General features: G+C 69.6%; 24 protein-coding genes. 9 read left to right on the top strand and 15 right to left on the bottom strand.

The window, feature by feature from the left end; translation table 11 throughout:
• The 3 genes from GT354_RS30345 to GT354_RS30355 form a co-directional block, all read left to right on the top strand.
• The coding region (locus GT354_RS30345; RefSeq protein WP_161359576.1) for a hypothetical protein at window positions 1-309 on the top strand (309 nt) is incomplete at its 5' end.
• A 317-nt stretch (window positions 310-626) separates the two neighbouring features.
• A complete protein-coding gene (locus GT354_RS30350; protein WP_161359577.1) occupies window positions 627-1,592 on the top strand; it encodes a sugar phosphate isomerase/epimerase family protein in 966 nt (321 codons plus the stop codon).
• Window positions 1,589-2,836, top strand: coding sequence for a sugar phosphate nucleotidyltransferase (locus tag GT354_RS30355; protein WP_346012247.1), 1,248 nt, complete (start codon window positions 1,589-1,591; stop codon window positions 2,834-2,836). Before GT354_RS30350 ends, GT354_RS30355 begins: the two co-directional genes overlap by 4 nt.
• Here GT354_RS30355 and GT354_RS30360 read toward each other — a convergent pair.
• From GT354_RS30360 to GT354_RS30375, 4 genes are all read right to left on the bottom strand, one after another.
• On the bottom strand, window positions 2,802-3,698 hold the full coding sequence (locus GT354_RS30360; protein ID WP_161359578.1) for a carbohydrate kinase family protein: 897 nt from the start codon (window positions 3,696-3,698) through the stop codon (window positions 2,802-2,804). The two genes, GT354_RS30355 and GT354_RS30360, sit on opposite strands and share 35 nt — an antisense overlap.
• Window positions 3,691-4,881 carry a 3-dehydroquinate synthase gene (gene aroB / locus GT354_RS30365; RefSeq protein ID WP_161359579.1) on the bottom strand — a complete coding sequence of 397 codons (1,191 nt, stop codon included), beginning with the start codon at window positions 4,879-4,881 and terminating at the stop codon, window positions 3,691-3,693. The genes GT354_RS30360 and aroB overlap by 8 nt, the downstream gene beginning before the upstream one ends.
• A 180-nt stretch (window positions 4,882-5,061) precedes the next feature.
• Entirely contained in the window at window positions 5,062-5,406 is a 345-nt protein-coding gene (locus GT354_RS30370; RefSeq protein WP_161359580.1) for a helix-turn-helix domain-containing protein, read from the bottom strand.
• 238 nt (window positions 5,407-5,644) lie between these two features.
• On the bottom strand, window positions 5,645-6,082 hold the full coding sequence (locus GT354_RS30375; protein WP_202512490.1) for a secondary thiamine-phosphate synthase enzyme YjbQ: 438 nt from the start codon (window positions 6,080-6,082) through the stop codon (window positions 5,645-5,647).
• Window positions 6,083-6,428: 346 nt separating this feature from the next.
• Here GT354_RS30375 and GT354_RS30380 point away from each other — a divergent pair, with 346 nt between their 5' ends.
• A complete protein-coding gene (locus tag GT354_RS30380) occupies window positions 6,429-7,841 on the top strand; it encodes a VWA domain-containing protein (RefSeq protein WP_161359581.1) in 1,413 nt (470 codons plus the stop codon).
• A 139-nt stretch (window positions 7,842-7,980) separates the two neighbouring features.
• Here the strand turns inward: GT354_RS30380 and GT354_RS30385 are convergent, their stop codons facing one another.
• On the bottom strand, window positions 7,981-8,397 hold the full coding sequence (locus GT354_RS30385; protein WP_161359582.1) for a RidA family protein: 417 nt from the start codon (window positions 8,395-8,397) through the stop codon (window positions 7,981-7,983).
• A 95-nt stretch (window positions 8,398-8,492) separates the two neighbouring features.
• Between GT354_RS30385 and GT354_RS30390 the strand changes: the two genes are divergently transcribed.
• Both GT354_RS30390 and GT354_RS30395 read left to right on the top strand, forming a co-directional pair.
• The gene (locus tag GT354_RS30390; RefSeq protein WP_161359583.1) at window positions 8,493-9,425 is read left to right on the top strand and encodes a LysR family transcriptional regulator; all 933 of its coding nucleotides are present in this window, start codon (window positions 8,493-8,495) and stop codon (window positions 9,423-9,425) included.
• Between the two features lie 165 nt (window positions 9,426-9,590).
• Window positions 9,591-11,951, top strand: a complete 2,361-nt coding sequence (locus GT354_RS30395; protein WP_237535617.1) for a germacradienol/geosmin synthase — start codon at window positions 9,591-9,593, stop codon at window positions 11,949-11,951.
• Window positions 11,952-12,222: 271 nt separating this feature from the next.
• Here the strand turns inward: GT354_RS30395 and GT354_RS30400 are convergent, their stop codons facing one another.
• The 6 genes from GT354_RS30400 to GT354_RS30420 all read right to left on the bottom strand — a co-directional run bounded on the left by GT354_RS30400 (window position 12,223) and on the right by GT354_RS30420 (window position 16,030).
• Entirely contained in the window at window positions 12,223-12,684 is a 462-nt protein-coding gene (locus tag GT354_RS30400; protein WP_161359584.1) for a ricin-type beta-trefoil lectin domain protein, read from the bottom strand.
• A 664-nt stretch (window positions 12,685-13,348) separates the two neighbouring features.
• On the bottom strand, window positions 13,349-13,675 hold the full coding sequence (locus GT354_RS30405) for a hypothetical protein (RefSeq protein ID WP_161359585.1): 327 nt from the start codon (window positions 13,673-13,675) through the stop codon (window positions 13,349-13,351).
• A 65-nt stretch (window positions 13,676-13,740) separates the two neighbouring features.
• Complete coding sequence (locus GT354_RS55950; RefSeq protein ID WP_272923912.1) at window positions 13,741-13,869, bottom strand: hypothetical protein; 129 nt, start codon at window positions 13,867-13,869, stop codon at window positions 13,741-13,743.
• A 1,165-nt stretch (window positions 13,870-15,034) separates the two neighbouring features.
• A complete protein-coding gene (locus GT354_RS30410) occupies window positions 15,035-15,448 on the bottom strand; it encodes a hypothetical protein (protein ID WP_161359586.1) in 414 nt (137 codons plus the stop codon).
• 168 nt (window positions 15,449-15,616) lie between these two features.
• Window positions 15,617-15,823 carry a hypothetical protein gene (locus GT354_RS30415; protein ID WP_161359587.1) on the bottom strand — a complete coding sequence of 69 codons (207 nt, stop codon included), beginning with the start codon at window positions 15,821-15,823 and terminating at the stop codon, window positions 15,617-15,619.
• A 3-nt stretch (window positions 15,824-15,826) separates the two neighbouring features.
• The gene (locus GT354_RS30420; RefSeq protein ID WP_161359588.1) at window positions 15,827-16,030 is read right to left on the bottom strand and encodes a hypothetical protein; all 204 of its coding nucleotides are present in this window, start codon (window positions 16,028-16,030) and stop codon (window positions 15,827-15,829) included.
• 292 nt (window positions 16,031-16,322) lie between these two features.
• Between GT354_RS30420 and GT354_RS30425 the strand changes: the two genes are divergently transcribed.
• From GT354_RS30425 to GT354_RS30435, 3 genes are all read left to right on the top strand, one after another.
• Complete coding sequence (locus GT354_RS30425; protein WP_202512491.1) at window positions 16,323-17,684, top strand: hypothetical protein; 1,362 nt, start codon at window positions 16,323-16,325, stop codon at window positions 17,682-17,684.
• 20 nt (window positions 17,685-17,704) lie between these two features.
• Window positions 17,705-18,256 (top strand): GNAT family protein, encoded by a 552-nt coding sequence (locus GT354_RS30430; RefSeq protein WP_161359598.1) that lies wholly within the window; start codon window positions 17,705-17,707, stop codon window positions 18,254-18,256.
• Window positions 18,257-18,416: 160 nt separating this feature from the next.
• The gene (locus tag GT354_RS30435) at window positions 18,417-18,674 is read left to right on the top strand and encodes a DUF6247 family protein (RefSeq protein WP_161359589.1); all 258 of its coding nucleotides are present in this window, start codon (window positions 18,417-18,419) and stop codon (window positions 18,672-18,674) included.
• A gap of 176 nt (window positions 18,675-18,850) precedes the next feature.
• Here GT354_RS30435 and GT354_RS30440 read toward each other — a convergent pair whose 3' ends face one another.
• From GT354_RS30440 to GT354_RS30455, 4 genes are all read right to left on the bottom strand, one after another.
• Window positions 18,851-19,237 (bottom strand): VOC family protein, encoded by a 387-nt coding sequence (locus GT354_RS30440; protein ID WP_161359590.1) that lies wholly within the window; start codon window positions 19,235-19,237, stop codon window positions 18,851-18,853.
• A gap of 188 nt (window positions 19,238-19,425) precedes the next feature.
• Window positions 19,426-20,034: an ATP/GTP-binding protein gene (locus tag GT354_RS30445; protein ID WP_161359591.1), complete on the bottom strand. Its 609-nt coding sequence runs from the start codon at window positions 20,032-20,034 to the stop codon at window positions 19,426-19,428.
• Window positions 20,015-20,434, bottom strand: coding sequence for a DUF742 domain-containing protein (locus GT354_RS30450; protein WP_161359592.1), 420 nt, complete (start codon window positions 20,432-20,434; stop codon window positions 20,015-20,017). Before GT354_RS30450 ends, GT354_RS30445 begins: the two co-directional genes overlap by 20 nt.
• Entirely contained in the window at window positions 20,431-20,871 is a 441-nt protein-coding gene (locus GT354_RS30455; RefSeq protein WP_161359593.1) for a roadblock/LC7 domain-containing protein, read from the bottom strand. The genes GT354_RS30450 and GT354_RS30455 overlap by 4 nt, the downstream gene beginning before the upstream one ends.
• Between the last annotated feature and the right edge of the window lie 151 nt (window positions 20,872-21,022).

Genomic DNA, 21,022 nt, shown 5'->3' on the forward strand with positions numbered 1-21,022 from the left:
GCGGCGTGGCAGGCGGGCGACGCGGTGGCGGGGGCGGTGGTGCGGACCGGCCTCGACGAACTCGTCCTGGCGGTGCGGGCGGCGCGGAACGCGGCAGGGTTGGACGGGCCGTGGTCGGCGGTGCTCAACGGCGGCGTCTTTCGCGGGAGTTCGGAGTACGCGGCCGCGTTGGGGGAACGCCTGAGGGACGAGCTCGGGGTGGCCGGGCCGGTGGAGGTGGTGGCCGATCCGGTAGGAGCGGTACTGGCCGCGGCGGTGGCCCACGCGGGCCGACCGCCGAAGGGCTGGGGGCGCGTGCGGATGCTGTGAGCGCAAGACAGGATCCGAACGCCGTGAGCGCAAGACGGCTTCCGGGTGCCACGAGAGCGGGACGGCATCCGGATGTCGTGAGCGCCGGACGGCATCCGAGTGCCACGAGAGCCTGACGGCATCCGGACGTCGTGAGCGCAAGGCGGCATTCGGATGCCGTGGGGGGAGCGGGACAGGGGAAGAGACCCGACCGAGCGGAGGTACCGAGTGCGCCGGACCGACCTGACGCCCCGAATATCCAGGCTGTGGCGCATCCCGCTGCTCGGGTCGCCGGCACCGTCGGTGCCGCTCGTGCCGTTGGCCAAGGGGGAGACACCGTGACGACGAACGGACCCATCCGACTCGGCCTGTGCCTCGCGGCGCTCGCCCCCGTCGGCCTCGACAACGCTCTGGCCGCCGTCCGGCGGGCCGGGGTGGACGTCGTCGACCTGCCCGCCGACAGCGGCTTCGCGTTCGTGGACCCCGCGCGCCTCGACGACCCGGACCACCATCGCGACCTGCGCGAGCGCTGCGCCGCGGCCGGGGTGGAGGTCGGGTGCGTCAGCAACAGCCGCGACACCCAACTCGTGCTCGGCCCGCACGGCCCGCACACCGATCCCGTGTTCGCCGGGACTGCGGCGGCCAAGCGCGCGTACGGGATGGGGGCGGCGCTGGGCACGATACGGCTCGCGGCCGGTCTGGGGGCGCCGCTGGCGCGGGTGATGCTGGGCGTGCCCGACCTCGCGCGTTGGCTGTCCTGGCGGGGCAGCGACGTGACCTGGCAGGACAACATCGACGCGTGGGCGCTCGCGGCGGGGCCGGTCCTGGAACTGGCCGACGCCCTCGGAGTGCAACTGGTGGTGGAGCCGCATCCCAAGCAGGTCGCCTACGACCCGGCCAGTGCGAGAGCACTGCTCTCGACGGTGAGCGGTGTTCGCCTGTGCGTCGACCCCGCCAACCTCGCCGCGGTCGGCCACGACCCGGTGGCGGCGGTCCGCGGCTGGGGCCGCGAACTCGCGGCCGTACACGCCAAGGACCTCCAGCGGTGGCACGGCCCCGACACGCCCCGCGGCGCCGGCTGGTCGCGCTACGGCCCCGGTCCCGCGATCCGCTTCCGCGCGCTCGGCGCCGGCGAACTGCCGTGGCCGGCGATCGTGGCCGCCCTGTTGGACGACGAATACCGGGGAGTGATCTACGTGGAACACGAGGACGCCCTGCTTCCGACCGAACAGGGCATCGCCAACTCGCTCGACCGGCTACGCCCGTTGCTGCCGGTCGCCGAGGCACAGGGGAGGACGTGGTGACGCGGGAAGCCGTGTCCGAGACGGCGCCGGCGGCCGAACGCGCCGCTTCGGCCGCCGCGTCCACCTCGCCCGGAGTGCCCGCCGCGCTCGTCGCGACCCCGCCGACCGGACCCACGACCTCGCCCGCCGGACCCGCGACCTCGCCCGGCCCGTCCCTCGAAGGGGTCCGCGGCGCGCTCCTCGCCGGCGGCCTCGGCGAACGGATGGGCCCGCTCACCGCCCGCGTCTGCAAGCCCCTCGTCCCCTACGCCGCGTCCTGCCGGCTCGTCGACTTCAGCGTGGCCAACGCCGTCCGATCCGGCCTGCCCGAACTCGTCCTGCTGTCCCTGCACCGCGAATCCGACCTGGTCCGCCACCTGGTCACGCACTGGGACCACCACCCCGGCACCCGCCTGCACTTCGGACCGCACGACCACGTGGCCCGCGCCGGACCCGGCGCCGTACTGCCCGAACGCCCCGCCGAACGCGGCACCGCCGACGCGCTGCTCGCCAACGCCGCCTACGTGTTCGCCCCCGGCGCCGACGACCTGCTCGTCCAACACGCCGACCACGTCTACGTGTTCGACTACGCACCGATGATCGCCGCCCACCGCGCGTCCGGCGCCGACGTCACGATCGGCGTCCAACGCATCGAACGCCGCTATGTTCACCTGTTCGGCATGGTCGAGGTGGACGACGAGTGGAGAGTGCGAGCGCTCGTCGAAAAGCCCGTGAACCCGACCTCCGACCTGGTCTTCACCGCGTTCTGCGTGTTCCGCATCGACGCACTGCGCACCGTCCTGGCCGACCTCGCCGCGCGCGGCGACGCCGGCTGGCAACACGACATCAGCCGCGACGTACTGCCCGAAATGATCGCCCGGGGACAGCGAGTGACGGCATATCAGGTGACCGACCACTGGGCCGACATCGGCACGGTCGAGCGCTATCGCACCGAACACCTGCGCCTGCTCGACCACCCGCACGCGATCGCGGCCGACGCGCTCCCGCGCACCCTCGACGGACTCGCCCCCGCCGGCCCGCGCTACGTCGACGGGAACCTGCTCGGCGCCGACATACCCCCGGGGGCGACCGTCGAGCGTTGCGTCGTCCACCCCGGCAGCCGGATCGCCCCCGGCGCCACCGTGCTGCGCTCGGTGATCCTGCCCGGCGCCGAGGTTCCGGCCGGCGCGACCATTCGCGACGCGATCGTCACCCCGACCGGCACCGTGCTCACGCCAACGCACGAACCAACTCCTCGGCACTGACGAACGACGTGTGCGTCCCGGCGGTCTGCACCGCGTGTGCCCCCGCGTAGGTGCCCGCCCGGACACACGTCGCCCAGTCACGCCCGGCCAGATACGCGTACAGGAAGCCCGCGACGTAACTGTCGCCCGCGCCGTTGGTGTCCACGACCCGCTCCCGGGGCAGCGTGAGCGCCGGAACGTGCCGCAACGGGATGCCGGGCAGCTTCAGATAGCTCCCGTCGCCGCCCGCCATCGTCACCACCGCCCGGGCCCGCCCGCGCGTGAGTACGTCGTCGGCGACCTCCTCGACCCGATCACCGAGCAGGTTGGCCGACATGAAGACCACGTCGGCGCCGTACGCGAAGTCGTGGCGCCACGCCGCCTTGCCGTCCCAGTTGTGCAGATCGGTGGAGGTCGGCACGCCCGCCTCGATCGCCTCCGCGAGCGCGTGCCGCGACCAGTCCACGAGCGACGCGTGTACGTGCCGGCTGCGCCCGACGGCCTCGCGATACAGCGCCGGGTCGACCACCAGGTCGTCGGGATGGCGGCCGTCGTACAGCGAGAGCCGGGCACCGCCGGGATCGACCAGGTTCACGCTGCGCCGGGTGCCGCTGGGGTGCGTGACGTGGTCGAACGAGAGTCCGGCCTTCGCGTAGTGCGCGAGCACGAAGTCGCCCTCGGGGTCGGCCCCGATCACGTCCGCGAGATGGGTCCGCAGGCCCAGCGCGGCACACCCCATCGCGACCCCGTTCCCGGTGTGCGCGACGTACTGCCGGATCGGCGGGACCTTGTACGAATCCCGTATCGGCAGCGGCAGTTCGGGTACCTGCACGATGGTGTCCACGCCGACCCCGCCGGCCACGAAAACGTCCAGCTCAGGCATCGCCACTTCCGTTCGAACGCGCGCGTGACACGGGTGCCGACGGCGCGACCACGAGCGCGGCGTGGATCTCCGCGTCGCTCACGTCGTCGGTGATCACCGTCTCGCCCAACGCGGTGGGCAACACGAACCGCAGCCGGCCGTCCCGGATCTTGCGGATCTGCCCGAGAGCCGCGACGGTCGTCGCGGGATCGAGCCGGGCGGGTAACCCGGCCAGTGTGGTGGGCAATTCGACCCGATCGAGCAGCCCGGTGATACGCGCGCACAGGGCCGGGTCGAGCAGTCCGCGCCGCTCGGCGATGCGCGCCGCGCAGGCCATCCCGAACGCGACCGCCTCGCCGTGCAGGACCGGGCCGTAGCCGGTCGCGGTCTCGACCGCGTGGCCGACGGTGTGTCCGAAGTTCAGCGGGCGGCGCAGGTCGTGTTCGTACGGATCGCGGGCGATCAGTCGGCACTTGATCACGCTCGACGCGTGCACGAGGTCGGCGGTGGTGGCCGGTTCGGCGGCCAGGATCGCGGCGTGACGTTCCTCGATCAGGGCGAACAGATCGGGGGAGGCGATGATCCCGGTCTTGATCGCCTCGGCGAGCCCGGCCCGCAGTCCGCGGCCGTCGAGAGTGCGCAGGTAGCCGACGTTGGAGACCACGGCCTTGGGCTGGTAGAACGCGCCGATCAGGTTCTTCGCCGAGGGATGGTCGATCGCGACCTTGCCGCCGAGCGCGGCGTCCACGTGCGCGAGCAGCGTCGTGGGCACGTTGATGTACGGGATGCCCCGCATGTAGGCGCTCGCGACCCAGCCCACGGTGTCCATCACGACGCCGCCGCCGACCGAGAGCAGCACGTCGCGCCGGGCCAAGGACGTGCCCGCCAGCCAGTCGAGCAGGGCGCTCGCCGTGGGCAGGCTCTTGCTGGCCTCGCCGGGGGGAAACGACGTGCTCACCACGTCGAGGCCGGTCGCGGTCAACCGCTCGCCGAGCCGGCGCGCGTGCACCGCGAACACGGTGTCGTCGGTGACGAGCGCGACCCGTCGCCCGGCGATCTCGTCGCACAACCGCGCCACGGCGGTGGCCTCGTCGAGGCACACGTGCACGGGATACGTGTCCAGGCGACGGGCGGACGCCATGATCGGTACGCCCGGACCTTTCGGCAGCGCAAGCTGTTCGGATACTCGGACGAATTCGGTCATATATTCACATCCAGGCGGCTCGACGAAGATGTCGCAGACAATCCGGATTTTCGCTGCTGAAATGATTCCCGCGAGCGCTACGAGAAGTCAACAACAACTCACCGACGGTGCCGGAAATCGCGGGGCGGCGCCTGTTCGATTCCCGGCGCGCGAATTCCGTGAACTTCGCCCGAAAAAACCCTAGGCCGCGGGCTCTCGGGCAGCGGTGGACTCCAGAAGTTCGACGTTGTCCTGTCCCCACGCTCCCAGCGGCAACAATGCCTCGTTGAGCGACCGCCCGAGCGGTGTCAGCGAATACACCACCTTCGGCGGGACCTGCCGAAACACCTCGCGATGCACGATCTTGCGCGACTCCATCTCGCGCAACTGCTGGATCAGCATCTTCTCGCTGATCCCGGTCACCGCCCGCCGCAACTCCCCGAACCGCAGTTCCTCGGTGTGCAACGCCCACAGGATCAGTGCTTTCCACTTGCCTCCGATGACATCCATGGCGGCATCAAGACCACAGTTGTACTGCCGAGCCATGTACATCTCCTCCACTTACCGATGAGTAGGTACCGGTCCATGTTGCCAGTACTCATTTCCCGGAAGGCGGCCGATGGAGACATCCGCTCGCCCCCGCGTGTGGGTCGTGGCCGGCGCGATGAAATCGGGCCCGGGGTGGTGTGGTCGAGAACGGGTGGGGGCTTCCGGTCGCGTTTTCGGCGCGTCCGGCGCATCAGGCGTATCGGGCCGTCCGGCGCGTTCGGGGCGTCCGGCCCGGCTAGCCGAGGAAGGACAGTCGGACCGTGCGTTCCGGATTGTCGCGGTTGGTGTCGACGAGGGTGACCGATTGCCACGTGCCCAGAGCGAGTTCGCCGGCGATCACGGGCAGGGTGGCGTGTGGCGGTACGAGCGCCGGCAGTACGTGGTCACGGCCGTGGCCGGGGCTGCCGTGCCGGTGGTGCCAGCGATCGTCGGCGGGGAGCAGGTCGCGCAACGCCGCGAGCAGGTCGTCGTCGCTCCCGGCCCCCGTCTCCAACACGGCGATACCGGCGGTGGCGTGCGGTACGAAGACGTTGAGCAGTCCGTCGCGCCCGCGGGACACGTCACGCAGGAACTGTGCGCACTGCGCCGTGAGGTCGTGGACCTGTTCGCGATGCCCGGTGCGGATGTCGAGGACCCGAGTCTGCATGTCTGCGGCCGTGGTTCGATCACTCATCCGTCCATGGTGCCGCAGCGGCTGTCGAATGTATGCGCAAGCCGCGCGCTTCGGCTGGTCGGCACGGCTGGTCGGCACGGCTCGTCGTTGCGGCTCGTCGCTGTGAGTGCGGCGGTGCGCGGCGGTCGCCGAAGTCCCGTTTCGTGGGCGCGACTCGGCCGAGTGGGCGCGTCGGCGCGGGATTCGTCGGGCCCACGGCGCGTACGAGGGAGCGGCTTCGGCTGTTCGGGGGCCCTCGGGGTGTCGTTCGCGCGGGTCGGCCACGGGTGTGGGTGGGCGGTGACTAGCCTTACCGTCACCGTCCTGGTCATCGGGATGCGTCCCTCACACAGCTAAGGATTCGCCGATGGGTTTGAGGAGTCTGCTGCGCAACGTCTTCCGTTCGCGGTCATCCGGCGAGGCGGCGGAGACCCCGGAGACGGCGGACGTACGCGTGGAACCGGCCGAGCCGGCGGCCGTCGAAACGGAGCCGGTGAGCATCCCGGAATCACGCGGAGAGACCACGACTCCGGCCGATACCGGGTCCGCCGAACCGGTGTCGACCGCCATTCCGGTACAAGGTCGGCCTGCGGAACCGAAGTTCGTCCAGGCCACTGCGGAGGATGCCGGGTCGGTGGATGCCGCTGCGGTGCCGGTGGCTCCCGTGCTGCCGGATGGCGTCGCGGAGCCGGTTGGCGAGACGGTGGACGCGCCGGTGCGCGAGCCTGCCGTAGAGGCTTCGGTGGAAGCGCCGGTCGCCGACCGTGAGTTCACGCCGGTGGCCGAGGTCGAGCCGGAGGCCGCGGTGGCACCGCCGGTCGCGGAACCGGTCGCGGTCGGATCGGCTGCCGTGGAATCGGCTGTGGTCGAACCGGCTGTGGTCGAAACGCTTGTGGTCGAACCGCTTGTGGTCACGGACCCCGAGCCGGAGCCGGAGCCGAAGCCCGAGGCCTCGCCCGCCGCCACGTCCGCTCCGGTTGCCGAGCCGGTAGCCAAGTCCCTCGCGGCCGTCCCCCCGGCGCGGGTCGAGGACGCCGGCCTCGCCGTCCGATCCACCGAGGCCGCCGCCGCGGTCGGCAAGTGCGGCCTCGCAGGCCGTCGCGTCGACGTCTACCTCGTGCTCGACCGGTCCGGTTCGATGCGGTCCTACTACAAGGACGGCACGGTCCAGCACCTTGCCGACCAGACGCTCGCGCTGTCCGCACAACTCGGCGAAGCCACCGTGCGGCTCGTGTTCTTCTCGACGGACATCGACGGCGTCGCCGACCTCGATCCCACCAACCACGCGGGCCGAATCGAGGAACTGCACGGTTCCTACGGACACATGGGCCGGACCAACTACCACTGGGCGATCGCCAAGGTGGTCGACCACTACCGCACGTCCGGCAGTACCGACCCGGCCCTGGTGATCTTCCAGACCGACGGCGCGCCGACGAGCCGACCGGCCGCCGCCAAAGCCCTGTGCGACGCCGCCGAACTGCCGATCTTCTGGCAGTTCGTCGGATTCGGAGACCCCGAGGCGAAAGGCTTCGACTTCCTGCGCAAGCTGGACGAACTCACCGTGCCTGCCCAGCGCGTCGTCGACAACGCGGGCTTCTTCCACGCGGGCCACGACCCGCGCGTGCTCTCCGACGGAGAGCTGTACGACCAACTCCTGCTCGAATTCCCCGAATGGCTCGACGAGGCTCGTACGGCCGGCGTCATCACCACCGCGGTGGCCGCGCCGACCGACGGCCCCACCGAAGCACCGGCCGAGACACCGGCCGAAGCCCTCGTCTGACCCTCCGCCGACCCTCCGCAACCGAGTGCGTACACGGCACGTGCGACACGCACATGCGACACGTGTACGCGAGCCCGCCGATCGGTCTCCCGACCGTTCGGCGGGCTTTTTTCGACGCTGCACCAGGGTCACCGGCCGTTTACGCATCACTCCCGCCGACCAGGGCGAACGCCTCGATCTCCAGCAGGTATTCGGGCTTGAACAGCGCCACCACCTGCACCGCGGAACTGGCCGGCGGACGGGTGACGTCGACGAACTCGTCCCGGGCCGCCCGGATCGCCGGCAGGTGCGCCACGTCGGTCAGGAAGTAGGTCAGCTTGACGACGTCGTCGAACGTCGCGCCGGCCGCCGCGAGGCAACGCCGTAGATTCTCGAACACCTGCCGAGCCTGCGCACCGGGGTCGCCCTCGCCCACCAGCGTGCCGTGCTCGTCCGCGGCCACCTGACCGGAGATCACCACCAGCCGGCCCGGACCGGTCACGACCTGGGTGTACCCGTTGCCGGGCAGTACGCCGGCGGGTGCGGGGAGGTGCGTCAATCGGCTGTTCGTTGTCATGCGCACATCCTCACGTGCGCCACACTCATCGCACCAACGCATGTTCCTCAGGGCAGCCATACCGGATCCGCATGGCTCGACTATCCTCGCCGCCCATGGACCTCCTCGCCCTGCGCTCGTTCCACGAGGTGTGCCGGCACGGCTCGATCAGCGGAGCCGCACACGCACTCGGCTACACGCAATCCGCGCTGTCGCGACAGATCACCGGCCTGGAGGCGAGCCTGGGCGCGACCCTCCTTACGCGCCATGCCCGGGGAGTGCGACCGACCCCCGCGGGCGAGGTCCTGCGTGAACACGCCGCCGCGATCCTGGCCCGAGCCGAGCGCGCCGAAGAGGAGGTACGCGCCGCCGAACACGACCCGGCGGCCGTCGTCCGGGTCGGCGCGATCCCCACCGCCGCCGCCACGCTGCTACCGGACACGCTCACCGCGTTCGCGGCTGGGCGCCCGACCGTTCGGGTCACCTTCGCCGAGGACTTCTCGTCGCGCCTGATCCCGCGCCTGCTCGACGGCGAGTTCGACCTGACCGTGGTCACCGACTACCCGCCCGGCCTGCCCACCCACGCCGGCCTGTCCCTGCGCCACGTGCTCGACGACGAGCTGTACGCCGTCCTGCCCACCGCGCACCCGTTCGCCCACCGGGACACGCTCGACCTGGCCGAACTCGCCGAGCAGACCTGGGTGGAGGACTACGCGGGCGCCGCCGCGGTACTCACCGGCGCGTGCGCGCGGGCCGGCTTCACCCCGCGGATCGGCCTCGAATGCGGCGGCTGGCTCGGCAAACAGGCGTTCGTCGCGGCCGGCTTCGGCGTCATGCTCGCGCCGGGGCTGCTCCTGCGCGCACTGCGGGCCGACCTGGCGGTGTGTCGGCTGACCGACCCGCCGTGCCGCAGCGTGTACGCGGCGCTGCGCCGACGCCCCGACCGGTCGCCGATGAGCACCGACGCGGTGGACGGCTTCGTGGCCGCGCTGGTGGCAACGGCCGAGCGGCAACCGACGAGAGGCCATCGACGAGACCCGATCGACTAGAGCCCATCGACGCGAGCCGTTCGACGAGACCCCATCGACGAGAGCCGATCAAGATCGTTAAGCACCAACCATCCGCTTTCACCTGATCGAGCGAGAACCGAGCCGAGACCGCCTCCGGCGTGACCGGCCCACCTACGGTGTGCCGTGGCGAAAGGGGCGCACCGAATGTCTCAACCCTTCGAACTCCCGCAGTTCTACATGCCGTATCCCGCGCGGCTGAATCCGCATCTCGAAGGCGCGCGCGAGCACTCCAAGGCGTGGGCACGCGGGATGCGGATGATCGAGGGCTCCAACATCTGGGACGAGCACGACTTCGACTCCCACGACTACGCGCTGCTGTGCGCGTACACCCATCCCGACTGCACCGGTCCGCAACTCGACCTGGTCACCGACTGGTACGTGTGGGTCTTCTTCTTCGACGACCACTTCCTGGACATCTTCAAACGCACCCACGACATGGCCGGCGCCAAGACCTACCTGGAGCGCCTGCGTGCCTTCATGCCGGTCGATCCGACCGGCCCGACCCCGACGCCGACCAATCAGGTCGAGGAGGGGCTCGCCGACCTGTGGGCGCGAACCGTCCCGAGCATGTCGCGACAGTGGCGCGAGCGATTCGCGGAGAGTACGCAGGCGCTGCTCGAAGAGTCGCTGTGGGAGCTGTCGAACATCAACGAGGGACGGGTCTCCAACCCGGTCGAGTACATCGAGATGCGTCGCAAGGTCGGCGGCGCGCCGTGGTCGGCGAACCTCGTGGAGTACGTGGCGAGCGCCGAAGTGCCCGCGGTGATCGCCGCGTCCCGGCCGATGCGGGTCCTCAAGGACACCTTCGCCGACGGAGTCCACCTGCGCAACGACCTCTTCTCGTACCAGCGCGAGGTGGAGAAAGAGGGCGAACTCGCCAACGCGGTCCTCGTCTTCGAGAACTTCCTGGGGTGTACGACCCAGGAGGCCGCGACGGCGGTCAACGAACTCCTCACCTCTCGACTGCACCAGTTCGAGCACACCACGTTCAGCGAACTCCCGCCCCTGTTCCTCGAACACGGCCTGGACCCGCAGGAATGCATGGACGTGCTCGCGTACGTCAAGGGGCTCCAGGACTGGCAGTCGGGCGGCCACGAGTGGCACATGCGCTCCAGCCGGTACATGAACGGGGCGGGCGACGGCGGCAGTGCCGATTGGGACGGCAGGCTCGGCGCCCCCGGGGGCTTGGGCGTGCCTGCCGTCAGCGGCGTGCTGTCCGGGCCGATGGGGTTGGGGACGGCGGCGGCGCGGGTGTTGCCGGGCCTGGTCGCCGGACTGCGCAACGGGCTGCGCAATTACGCGCACGTGCCGTTCGCGAAGGTCGAGCCGTACGAACTCCCCGATTTCTACCTGCCGTTCCCGGCGCGGAGCAACCCGCACCTGGACGCCGCGCGGGAGAACGTGGTCGAGTGGTCGGCGCGGATGGGGATCACCGGGCAAGGGCTGTGGGACGAACAGGATCTGCGCGGTTTCGACCTGCCGCTGTGCGCGTCCGGCATCGCCCCCGACGTGTCGCTCGAACAGCTCGACCTCGCGTCCGCGTGGCTCACGTGGGGCACGTACGGCGACGACTACTACCCGGTGGTGTTCGGGCGTTCGCTCGACTCGGTCGGGGCGAAGGTCTACACGGAACGGCTCAAGACGTTCATGTCCGTGGACGGCGAGGTCACGCCGGCGCCGACCGACCCGATCGAGCGGGCTTTGGTCGACCTGTGGGCCCGCACGGCGGGACCGATGCCGCTGGAGTCCCGGCACAAGTTCCGCCGCACGATCGAGGTGATGTTGGACAGTTGGCTGTGGGAGTTGGCCAACATGGCGGCGCGCCGGATCCCGGATCCGGTCGACTACATCGAGATGCGGCGCAAGACCTTCGGCTCGGATCTGACGATGAGTCTGTCCCGTCTCTCGCACGGCGACGTGGTGCCGGCCGAGGCGTATCGCTCGCGGGCGGTCCAGGCGATGGAGAACTCGGCCGCCGACTACGCGTGCATGATGAACGACGTCTTCTCGTATCGCAAGGAGATCGAAGTCGAGGGCGAGATCCACAACCTCGTCTACGTCGTACAGAACTTCTTCGACTGCGACTTCACCCAGGCGCTGGCGATCGTGAACGACCTGATGACCACGCGCATGCACGAGTTCGAGCGGGTGGTGGCGACCGAACTACCGGCAATGTACGACGACTTGGAGCTGGACGGCCCGTCACGCACGACCCTCGACGGCTACGCGGCGGCCTTGGGGGACTGGATGGCGGCGATCCTGAAGTGGCACCAGGACTGCGTGCGTTACGCGGACCCGAAGCCGCTCGTCCCGTTCCCGTGGCAGGTCGGCGAGGGCGTCAACAGCCCCAGAGCCGCGCGCCTACCGGGACACCCACTGACCCGACGACCATCCCCCCTGCCGGCGGAGACGGCCGCAGCCCCGCGCCGGCCGCACGGCCCGACGGGCCTGGGCACCGCCGCCGCCCGGTTGGCGGGGGTCCGGGGTGGTGTGGCGGCACGGTGAGCGGGGGCCTTGTGCCGTTCGAGTGAGGGGACTTCGGACGCGATTCGGTGTCACGGGGTATCAGGCCACGAAGCTCCCGAGCCCCTTCGTTCAGGTGGCCGCACCACGGCGGGCCCTGGACGCGGACAACGGAGACCACCAACACCCGCCGATACGAGGTGTTGGGTGACCCATCCGGCGACGACGGCCTACCGGAAGCGGCCCGGGCCCGCCGCCGAAGCTGCCGTCGGGTCCGCCCGCGCGCCGGCGCGCGGGCGGACCCGGTGCCGGGTCAGTTCGTGACGATCCAATGGCTCGCGATCGCCTCGGTGCAGGGTCCGCTCCCCACCCCGCTGCCATAGTCGGTCAGACAGCTACCGGTCCCGTTGTTCCGATACTGGCGCGCGGTGGCGGGTCCGCTCACCGTCCACTTCTTCGCGGCGTCCCCGGTGCAGGGTCCGGTCCGGACGTTACGGTTGTAGTCGGTCAGGCACTGGCCGGACTCCCGATTGCGGAGTTGGCGCGCGGTGGTGGGTCCGATGACGTCCCATTGGTTCGCGGTGTCCGCGGTGCACGGCCCGGTCCGTGTCGCCGCGCTGCCGTTGTCGATCAGACAACGACCGGTCTCCCTGTTGCGGAGTGTGGCGCCGGCAGGGGGAACGGACGGCGCCGCAGCGACGGCCGGAGCGGTGAACACGGCCGCGGCCAGCGCGCAGCCGGTCAGCGCGACCAGCGTGCGGGGGAGAATCCTCATAAGGACGACCTTTCCAGGAGTGTGGTGTGGTCTTCGATATCCCCGGTCCGGGCAGCTCCATCAGGACGCCGCCGACGCGCGTGCGAGGACGTGGTGCTCGGTTGTGACGGGTGTCCTCCGGTACTCGACCGCTCGACGGAACGGGTGCCGCCCACCAGTGTGCGCCGGGCCCGGGAGCGCGCGACAGGGCGCGTGACCGCGAGCGCCTCACGACGGGGCCCGTTGATGAAACCGGCGCAGGTCAGTGTCCTCAAGGCGCTGTGAAACCCGATGGGTTCGCGCGGCAGACATCACCGGACCCGCCTGCGGAGTGAAGCGGTTCGGCGCTGCGACGCTTTGAAACTTCTCGGGTTGCCGAGGAATTGCGCGACGCCGAGATCGAGGGATGTGCAGGGACCTGGAGTTCCGGCCGTTCTACGCAGCGGGGAGAGCTGTTCTGGCAGGTTGAGAGCTCGTTGCCAGGTGAATCCATGACGTGATCGACTGGCAGCGAGGGCTCAGACTGCTGAGTGGGTGTACCTGAACCGGAGCAGGCTGGTCAGCAGGGCGACGCTTCCACCTATCGACGAGCTGCCGGTCGGTCCGCCTTCACGGTGACGGTGAATCGTCCGGCAGCAGGGGTCGCCGACTGATGAAGACGCATGCCGTGGTCTCAGGGCTGACCTCAGCTGAGACCGAACGTGACGCTCACGGAACCATCCCAGTCTTGTGCCTCCGTGAGGGTGAGCGCTCCATCCCGTGCCTCGTCGACCCGCACCATGAGGCCGCCGCGATCCTCGCCGGGAAATGCGAGTGAGAAGTGGGGATCCATCCCGATGAGGAATTCCCAGCCCTCACGCTCAGTCGTGTCGAGCGCGATGGAATGCCGGCCGGACGCGTGCCATGCGCCCGCCGCATCGACCGTAACGGTGATGTCGATCTCATACTCACCGAGGCAGGTCGATTGATGAGCCCACCATTCAAGACGTGCCGAGCCCACGAATCGGTCCATGAGCACACTATGTACTCTGCCCCAAAGCGTGTGCTGGTCCGACTTTCGCATGGTGCCGCTGTGACTCAGAGGAGGCGGCTGTTCTCTACCATGAGGCGCTGGTCGAGGTTGCGAAGAGCTGCAAGGTCGGCTTCGGCGCGACGGCTGCCGGCCGGCGCGGCGTCTCGCTGCTTCCTCGTGTCGTCCAGTTCCACGTTGCGTCCGTGCGGGATGGTCAGGCCGTCGCGAGCACGAGCTCCGAGTTGCTCGATCCGGATCGCTCGCAGCTCGGCTTGGGCTTCGCTCAGGCTGCCGGCGCAGAGCAGCGTTTAGTTCGAGCAACATCCGGTTCTCGATTCGGAGCGCTGCTTCCCTGCGGGAGTTGGCCGCCGCGGCGGCGCGTGGCCGGTCACCTGCGAGGTGGGCGCGGACGGCCTTGGCTTCGACTTTGAGGTTGCGGTGCCGCTGCAGATACTGCGGGTTGACGCCGGCCCGGCGCGTGACTTCCGCGTCGGACAGTGGCGCCCGGCTCTTGCGCATGTGTGACAGGACGTCGAGCACACGCCGGCGGCAGCGTTCACTTTCCGTTCGGCGCTGTTGGACGGCGGTTGCGCGGCTGCGGTCCGGGACGGCTGTCCGGGTTCGCTTGTAGTCCGGTGGGTTGCGTGCTTCGGGCTCGCCGGCGGCCGTGGTCACGTGGACTGTCCGGTCAGCAGGATCGGGTCGATCGTCGGCGTATCGATGCGGTGCTTTCCGGCGAGGACGGCCGCCACTTCCCAGACGCGTGAGCTGTTCGGCCTTGGAGGCGCGTAGTTGTCGCAGCTCGGTCAGCTGGGTGAAGTCGCTGGTGAAGAACTTGCAGGAGAAGCAGCGGTAGTAGACCGGGCAGCCGTGCCCGTCGGCGCGGACGTTGTTCATCTCGTGGCACTGTCCGGCGGGCACGGGCACCGATCCGACGCCTGCCCGGAGTCGCTGAGCGAAGTCGGCTTCGGGTGTGAACGGGCGTATCCGGCCGCCGGAGAGGTCGAAGCGGTACTTCGCGGCGACTGCGCGAACGGCGTCGATTCGGCGCGGGTGGGAGACGCGGTAGTAGACCTGGGTAGTGTGCGATGTCGCGGTAACCTGCGGTGTCGGTGGCGATCATCATCTCTGGGCGCTTGCCGCCGTCGCGGTCGTAGCGCACGTGCAACCGAAATGCGACCTCACGATACGTGCCGTCCGACAACACGGTGCGTGTGCGCAGGTGTTCCCGGGCGCGTTCGGGAAGGCCCAGGCTCGCGAGCACGGTCGGCCGGGTACGCGTCCACACCGCCCCGGACATCGGCGATCAACACGTACAACAGGTCGAGCGCATCGTCGACCGCACACGTCGGTGGTCGGTCAGGCACCGGTGATCGAATCCGGCGAGGTCGAGGCGGTGCCTTCGTCGCCGCAGGCTTCCGATCGTCCGGCATCGTGGTGCGGCTTGGCGGTGGTCCGGGCGCGGTGGTCCACCGGGGCACCGCCGGCACCAGTACTCGCACCGGGAAGACCCAGCCGCGTGGCGATGGAGCGCCCGATCGCCGCCCGCCGCGACGCGACGACACGCTCGTTCGCGGCGTTGACCTCGGCCAGGACGTCGACGCGCAGGTTCTGGTCCATGGTCTTGAACAACTCGGCGATCAGGAGCGGGACATCGGCCGGGTGGACGCGGAGCGTCTCGAACTCCATGGCGTGTTCCGGCGTCCGATAGTGGGCAACGACGATGCCTTGCCCGTAGCTGAATTCGGTGAGCTGCCAATCGTGTTGGGGCATGGCCTCTTCCTCCGTAGGGGTCTTCGGGTGGGGCGGGGCCGGCGCCGCAGCCGGATGCGATGCAATGCAATGCAATGCGATGCGCGGCAGCGAAGGCGTGGACCCGTGCCCGGCCCCGCCGCTTCTTGGGTGCCTCGCCCAGCCGGACGAGAGTTCGAGCGCCGCCCGTCAGCCGGCCGGGTCGTGCCGCGGCGACAGGTCCGGAGCGGGATACCGCGCAAGCTGCGCCCCCAACGCGGCGTGCAACTCCCACGCCTGAACCAGCGTCAGATCCCAGACGCAGTCACGGTTGTCGGCGGTAGCGGTCCGCATGAGGATCGGATGCGTGGACCGCCCCGTCTGCCCCACGCAGATCCGCAACGGCAGACGATGCATCGCTCAACCCCCCGCACACGAGCCACGACGCACCGCCGCCGCCGGAAACGTACGCTGGAGGTAGGTGCGGATCGCGTGCTGGAGTCGCACCAGCTCGCTGCGCGTGACGTCCATTGCGGGTTGCCCGTCGACTCTCACCCGGATCGATCGGTGCGCGTCCTCGGACGCGGAGCTGCTCACGGTCGGCGTCGTGCTGTTCTCGGACAATGTCAGCTCCCTTGCCGGTATTCGGTTCCGGGACTGATCGTCTCCACCTCGAAACGGCAGTTCTACCGCCATCCCCACCGCCGTCTCGACAGCGCTCGTTGCCTCTCCGTGACGTCACCGACAGGATTACCGTCGTTTGTACCGTCATCTCCCCGTCATCTCACGCCGCGCCGCACGCCGGCGATCATGAGGGGGTTAGCGTCGGAGACAGAACCAAGCCGAGCATGCACCGGGCGGAGGTCCGATGACGGAGGCACCAACTCTCTTACGCGTCCTCATGACACGCAGGCACATGCAAGTTCCCGAGACCTTCCGGCAGCAGTTCGAGCGCGCGGCGGCTGACCTCGCGCGAAATGGCGACACTGCCTGCGCCGGACTGACCGTCTCCACACGCACGGTGGAGCGGTGGTACGGCGGCGAGTTGCGCGGCAACCCGCACCCACCACAGTGCCGTGTGCTGGAGGAATTGTTCGGAGAGCCGATCGATGCGCTCCTTGCGCCGCCCTCAACCTCCGGACTGACGCGTGCAACGGCGCCACCCCCGGAGGCCCGTCGGGGACCGACCGTGGTCCGACATGGCACTCGACTCGAAGCGAAATCCGATGATGTCGCCGGTACCGCCGGTGAAAGGCAGAACTGCGAGAGGCAGGTAGCGATGGCGGCAAAGCGAGCAGCAGCGTTCATGCGGGCGGCGGAGTCCACCTCTGTCGGGCAGGAGAGCCTCGACCAGATCCACGACGATGTACGCAGACTGGCAGTGTCCTATCAGCAGGTACCACTCCCGGAGATCCTGGGGGATCTCCTCGACGCCCAAGAAGATGTGTTCGCGTTGCTGGAACACGGGCGCGTCAAGCCGTTGCAAGCCCGCGACCTCTATCTCATGGCGGCAATTACCTCAGGAATGCTGGCCAAGGCATCCCACGACGCGGGTGACGTGCACGCCGCACTCACTCAGGCACGCACTGCCTACGTTTGCGCCGACAACGCCGATCATCAGGCGATGCGCGCATGGGTCCGGGGCCTTCAATCCCTCGTCACGTACTGGGCCGGCCGCACCGAGGATGCAGCTCGTTACGCGGCCCTCGGGAGCGCGATCCTGCCCGAGGGGGCGGGCACCACCGGTGTGTGGCTGTCCTGTCTGTCTGCCCGCGCCCACGCGATATTGCGCGATGGCGAGGCCGCCCGCGCCGCGATCGACCGCGCCGATCGCCTGCGTGAACGCGTCGACCTCGACGACCTCGACGGCATCGGCGGGCTGTTCACCTTCGGTGAGGCGCGGCAGATCTACTACGCGGGAGAGGCTTTGGTTCATCTCGACCCCGCCGACCAGCGCGCCGAGGCTACTGCTCGCGCCTCGGTACAGGCGTATCGCGCGGTCGAGCGCGAGGAGTGGGCGTTCGGCGACGAGGCGGGCGCGGCCACGAACCTCGCGCTTGCTCAGATCGCGGGGGGCGAACTCGACGGCGCAGTCGAGGCCGTTCGACCGGTACTCGACCTACCGGCGGTGAACCGAAACTTCGGGATCGTCCAGAGCATGCGCCGCGTCCGTGCCGCGCTCCTGGACACGGAGCAGCGCCGCTCGCCTGTCGCATCGCAACTCCGCGACGAGATCGAGGATTACGAGGTCACCACTACCGCTGCAATCTTGCGGTGAGCGGCATAGAGTCGGCGACCATGGTCGACATCACCGGCGCCCGCCTGGGCCTTCGCGAACTCCGGCCCGACGACGTGGACGCGGTGTACGCGATCTACGGGGATGAAGAAGCCACCCGTCACCTCTCGTTCGAACCGCGGAGCCGCGAGCAGGTCGAAGCCATCGTCGAGCGTTCGATCGCCTCGGCCGGCGTCGATCCCCGCACGGAGTTCGCAACCGCCGTGATTCGTGTCGACGAAGTGATCGGGTTCGCCCGGCTCGCCCTGGACCCCCACAGTCCGCGAGGAGCGACGATCGGATTTGCTCTGCGTCCGAACGTGTGGGGAGGTGGGTACGGCGTCGAGACGGTGCACCTATTGGCCGCGCTCGCGTTTCGGACCCTGGATCTGCATCGCATCTGGGGTGCTCGCGCTCCGCTGAACGAGGTTTCCGGACGAACGATGGAGCGCGCGGGCTTCATCCGTGAAGGCACTATCCGCGAGCACGTCCACGTTCGGGGCGCGTGGCGCGACTCGGTTGTGTACGCACTTCTCGACCACGAGTGGAAGACGCCTGCCGGTTTCGGGGGTTGAGGCCGGGCCCCGGGCTTCGATGAATCGGGGACGGTGCCCTGGCCGGCCCTGCTCTCTACCCTGCCCCTCTTGCACCGGCACCCAGACCGAGGCGGGCCACTGCTCGGCGGCGCATACGTGGCGGCGTTCACACCGTTGCTGTGATGGCACCCTGGGCGGCATGGATGACGAGCACACCTCCGACCCCCGCCGAGCCGAGTGCGTTATCGGGTTCGGTGGTCCCGAGCACGCTACGCCGGCCGAACTGCGTGCCGAGTTGGCCGACGATCTGCGTATGGACTTCGAGGAGGAGTATCAGGCTGCCCTCGCCGAGGCCAACGCCAACGGCGACCTGCGGGCGCTCGCCGACGTGCTCTCCCGGTGGCAGGGCGAGCTTGCTCGGCGCCGGGTGTCCGATGGGGAGACGGATCTCCGATGATGAGCTGTCGCGTTGATGGCTCCTGCGGCACTCCGGCGCCGAACAATTCCCCGACGGATCACGCTCGGAGGCCTGACCGGCTCCACCCCGCCGCCCGAATTCCGCAGCCGGCGCACGGTACGCAACGGGTGGTGCGGGTGGGAACAATCCCGCCCCGCCAAAGGCGAAACGCGGGCTCAGGGCGACGGGTCCGCCCGGTCGGAATCGCTGCGCAGGACGCAGAATTCGTTGCCTTCCGGGTCGGCGAGGATTGCCCAGCCCGAACCGTCATCGGGGTTCCGGTGATCGGCGACGAAGGTGGCGCCGAGGCTCAACAGGCGGTCCACTTCCTCGTCGCGCGAGGTCTCGGGGCGCAGGCACAGATGGATCCGGTTCTTGATCGTCTTGGCCTCGGGCACCTGGTTGAAGTACAGCACCGGGCCTTCCGGTAGCTGTACCTGAGTCTCCCGGTCGCCCGGTCTGTCCTCCGGATGCAGCGGACGGCCGGTCACCTTGCTCCAGAACCGAGCCAACTCGTAGGCATCCGCACAGTCGATCGCCACGTTCTGCACTACCGAGACCATGTGCGCGAGCCTTCCCGATTTTCACGCCGGAAGCCACCGATTTGCGCCCGTTCTTCGCGCCCGCGGGCCGAAGAACATCTCGCCGACCAAGGAAACCCACACGAAGGTTCGGGCGTTCGCCGGCCGCCGGCGCTGCCTGACGGCCAGGCCGACCGAGGCCGCCGCGGTCGAGACCGCGAACCGCCGAGTCACCCATGGCCCTTCGGGCCCGCGCCCGCCAGCACCGGCGCACCCGCCACCAAGTGGTCGACCAGCGCGAGCAACACGTCCCGCCCCGACGTGCGCGAACGCGCGTCGCACAGGACCGTCGGTACGTGTGGGTCCAGGTCGAGGGCGTCGCGTACCTCGGCCGCGGTGTACTCGACGGCCGAGTCGAAGCGATTCACCGCGACCACGAACGGGATACCGCGACGCTCGAAGAAGTCGATGCTGCCGAAACCGGCTTCGAGCCGGCGCGTGTCCATCAGCACGATCGCGCCGAGTGCGCCGATCGCGAGGTCGTCCCACAGCGACCAGAAGCGCTCCTGCCCCGGCGCGCCGAACAGGTACAGGACCAGGTCCTCGGACAGCGTGATCCGACCGAAGTCGAGCGCGACCGTGGTCTGCGTCTTGGCCTCCACGCCGGATGTGTCGTCCACCCCGACGCCGACCTCGGTCATCACCTCTTCGGTGTGCAGCGGCGGGACTTCGCTCACCGCGCCGACGAACGTGGTCTTGCCGACCCCGAAGCCGCCCGCGATCAGCACCTTGACCGCCGCGGCGTTCTCGGGCAGCCGGTCAGAGCCGAAGGAGACCATCACGTACCTTCTTCAACAGAGCCAGATCGGGTGTCCGAGCGAGCGCGAGGGGAGCCCGCACGATCACCAGGTTGTCGCGGAGCAGGTCGTCGACGAGCACCTTGGTGATGCTCACCGGCAGGTCGATCAGGGCCGCGATCTCGGCGACCGCCTGCGGCTCCCGGCACAGGGCCAGGATCCGTTGATGCTCGGGCTGTCGGCCGCGGCCCTCACGAGTGCCGCGCCGTACGGGAGGTGACGACCCGCCGGCCGGTTCGTCCGGCGGCGCGACCGTGGTCACGAGGGTGATCAGGGTCAGGTCCTCGTCGCGAACCGCCTTGGTACGGCCCCGGGTGAGTGTGTACGGGCGCACCAGCGGGCCCGCGTCCTCGTCCCACGACTCGGCCTTGCGCCAACTCACGCGGTTCCCTCGGACCCGCGAGGTCTGGCGCCCAGGTACTCGCCGACCTTCTTGACCAGCATGTTCATTTCGAACGCGACCACGCCCACGTCCGCGCTCTCCTCGGCGAGCACGGCCAGATGCGCGCCCTGACCGGCGGCGGTCAGGAACAGGAAGGCGTCGTCCATCTCGACGAGCGTCTGCCGGACCGCACCACCCCGGAACCCTCGGCCGATGCTGCGGGCCAGGCTCTGCAACCCGGCCGCCGCGGCGGACAGTTGCTCGGCGTCGTCGCGCGGGAACGTCTCGGACCGGCTCATCAACAGCCCGTCCTCGGACAACAGGACCGCGTGTCGGGTTTGGTGCACGCGCTTGACCAGGTCGGTCAGCAGCCAGTCGAGCCGACTGTCGGTCGCGGTGGTGGGGATGCGGCCGGCGGATTCGGTCGGGTTCGTCATGACGGTTCCTCGGGGTGCGTGCGGTCGGCAGTGGGCGGCGGGCCCGCTTCGGGCGGGGTCGGCGGCTCGGCGCCCGGGGTGGCGGTTTCACGGGCCCGCCGGCTCGCCACCTGGAACGCGGACAGGGTCGCGGCCGCGTCCTGCGGCGACG

It is taken from the genome of Streptomyces sp. SID3343 (genome assembly GCF_009865215.1).
In the GTDB taxonomy this organism is placed as follows: Bacteria; Actinomycetota; Actinomycetes; order Streptomycetales; family Streptomycetaceae; genus Embleya.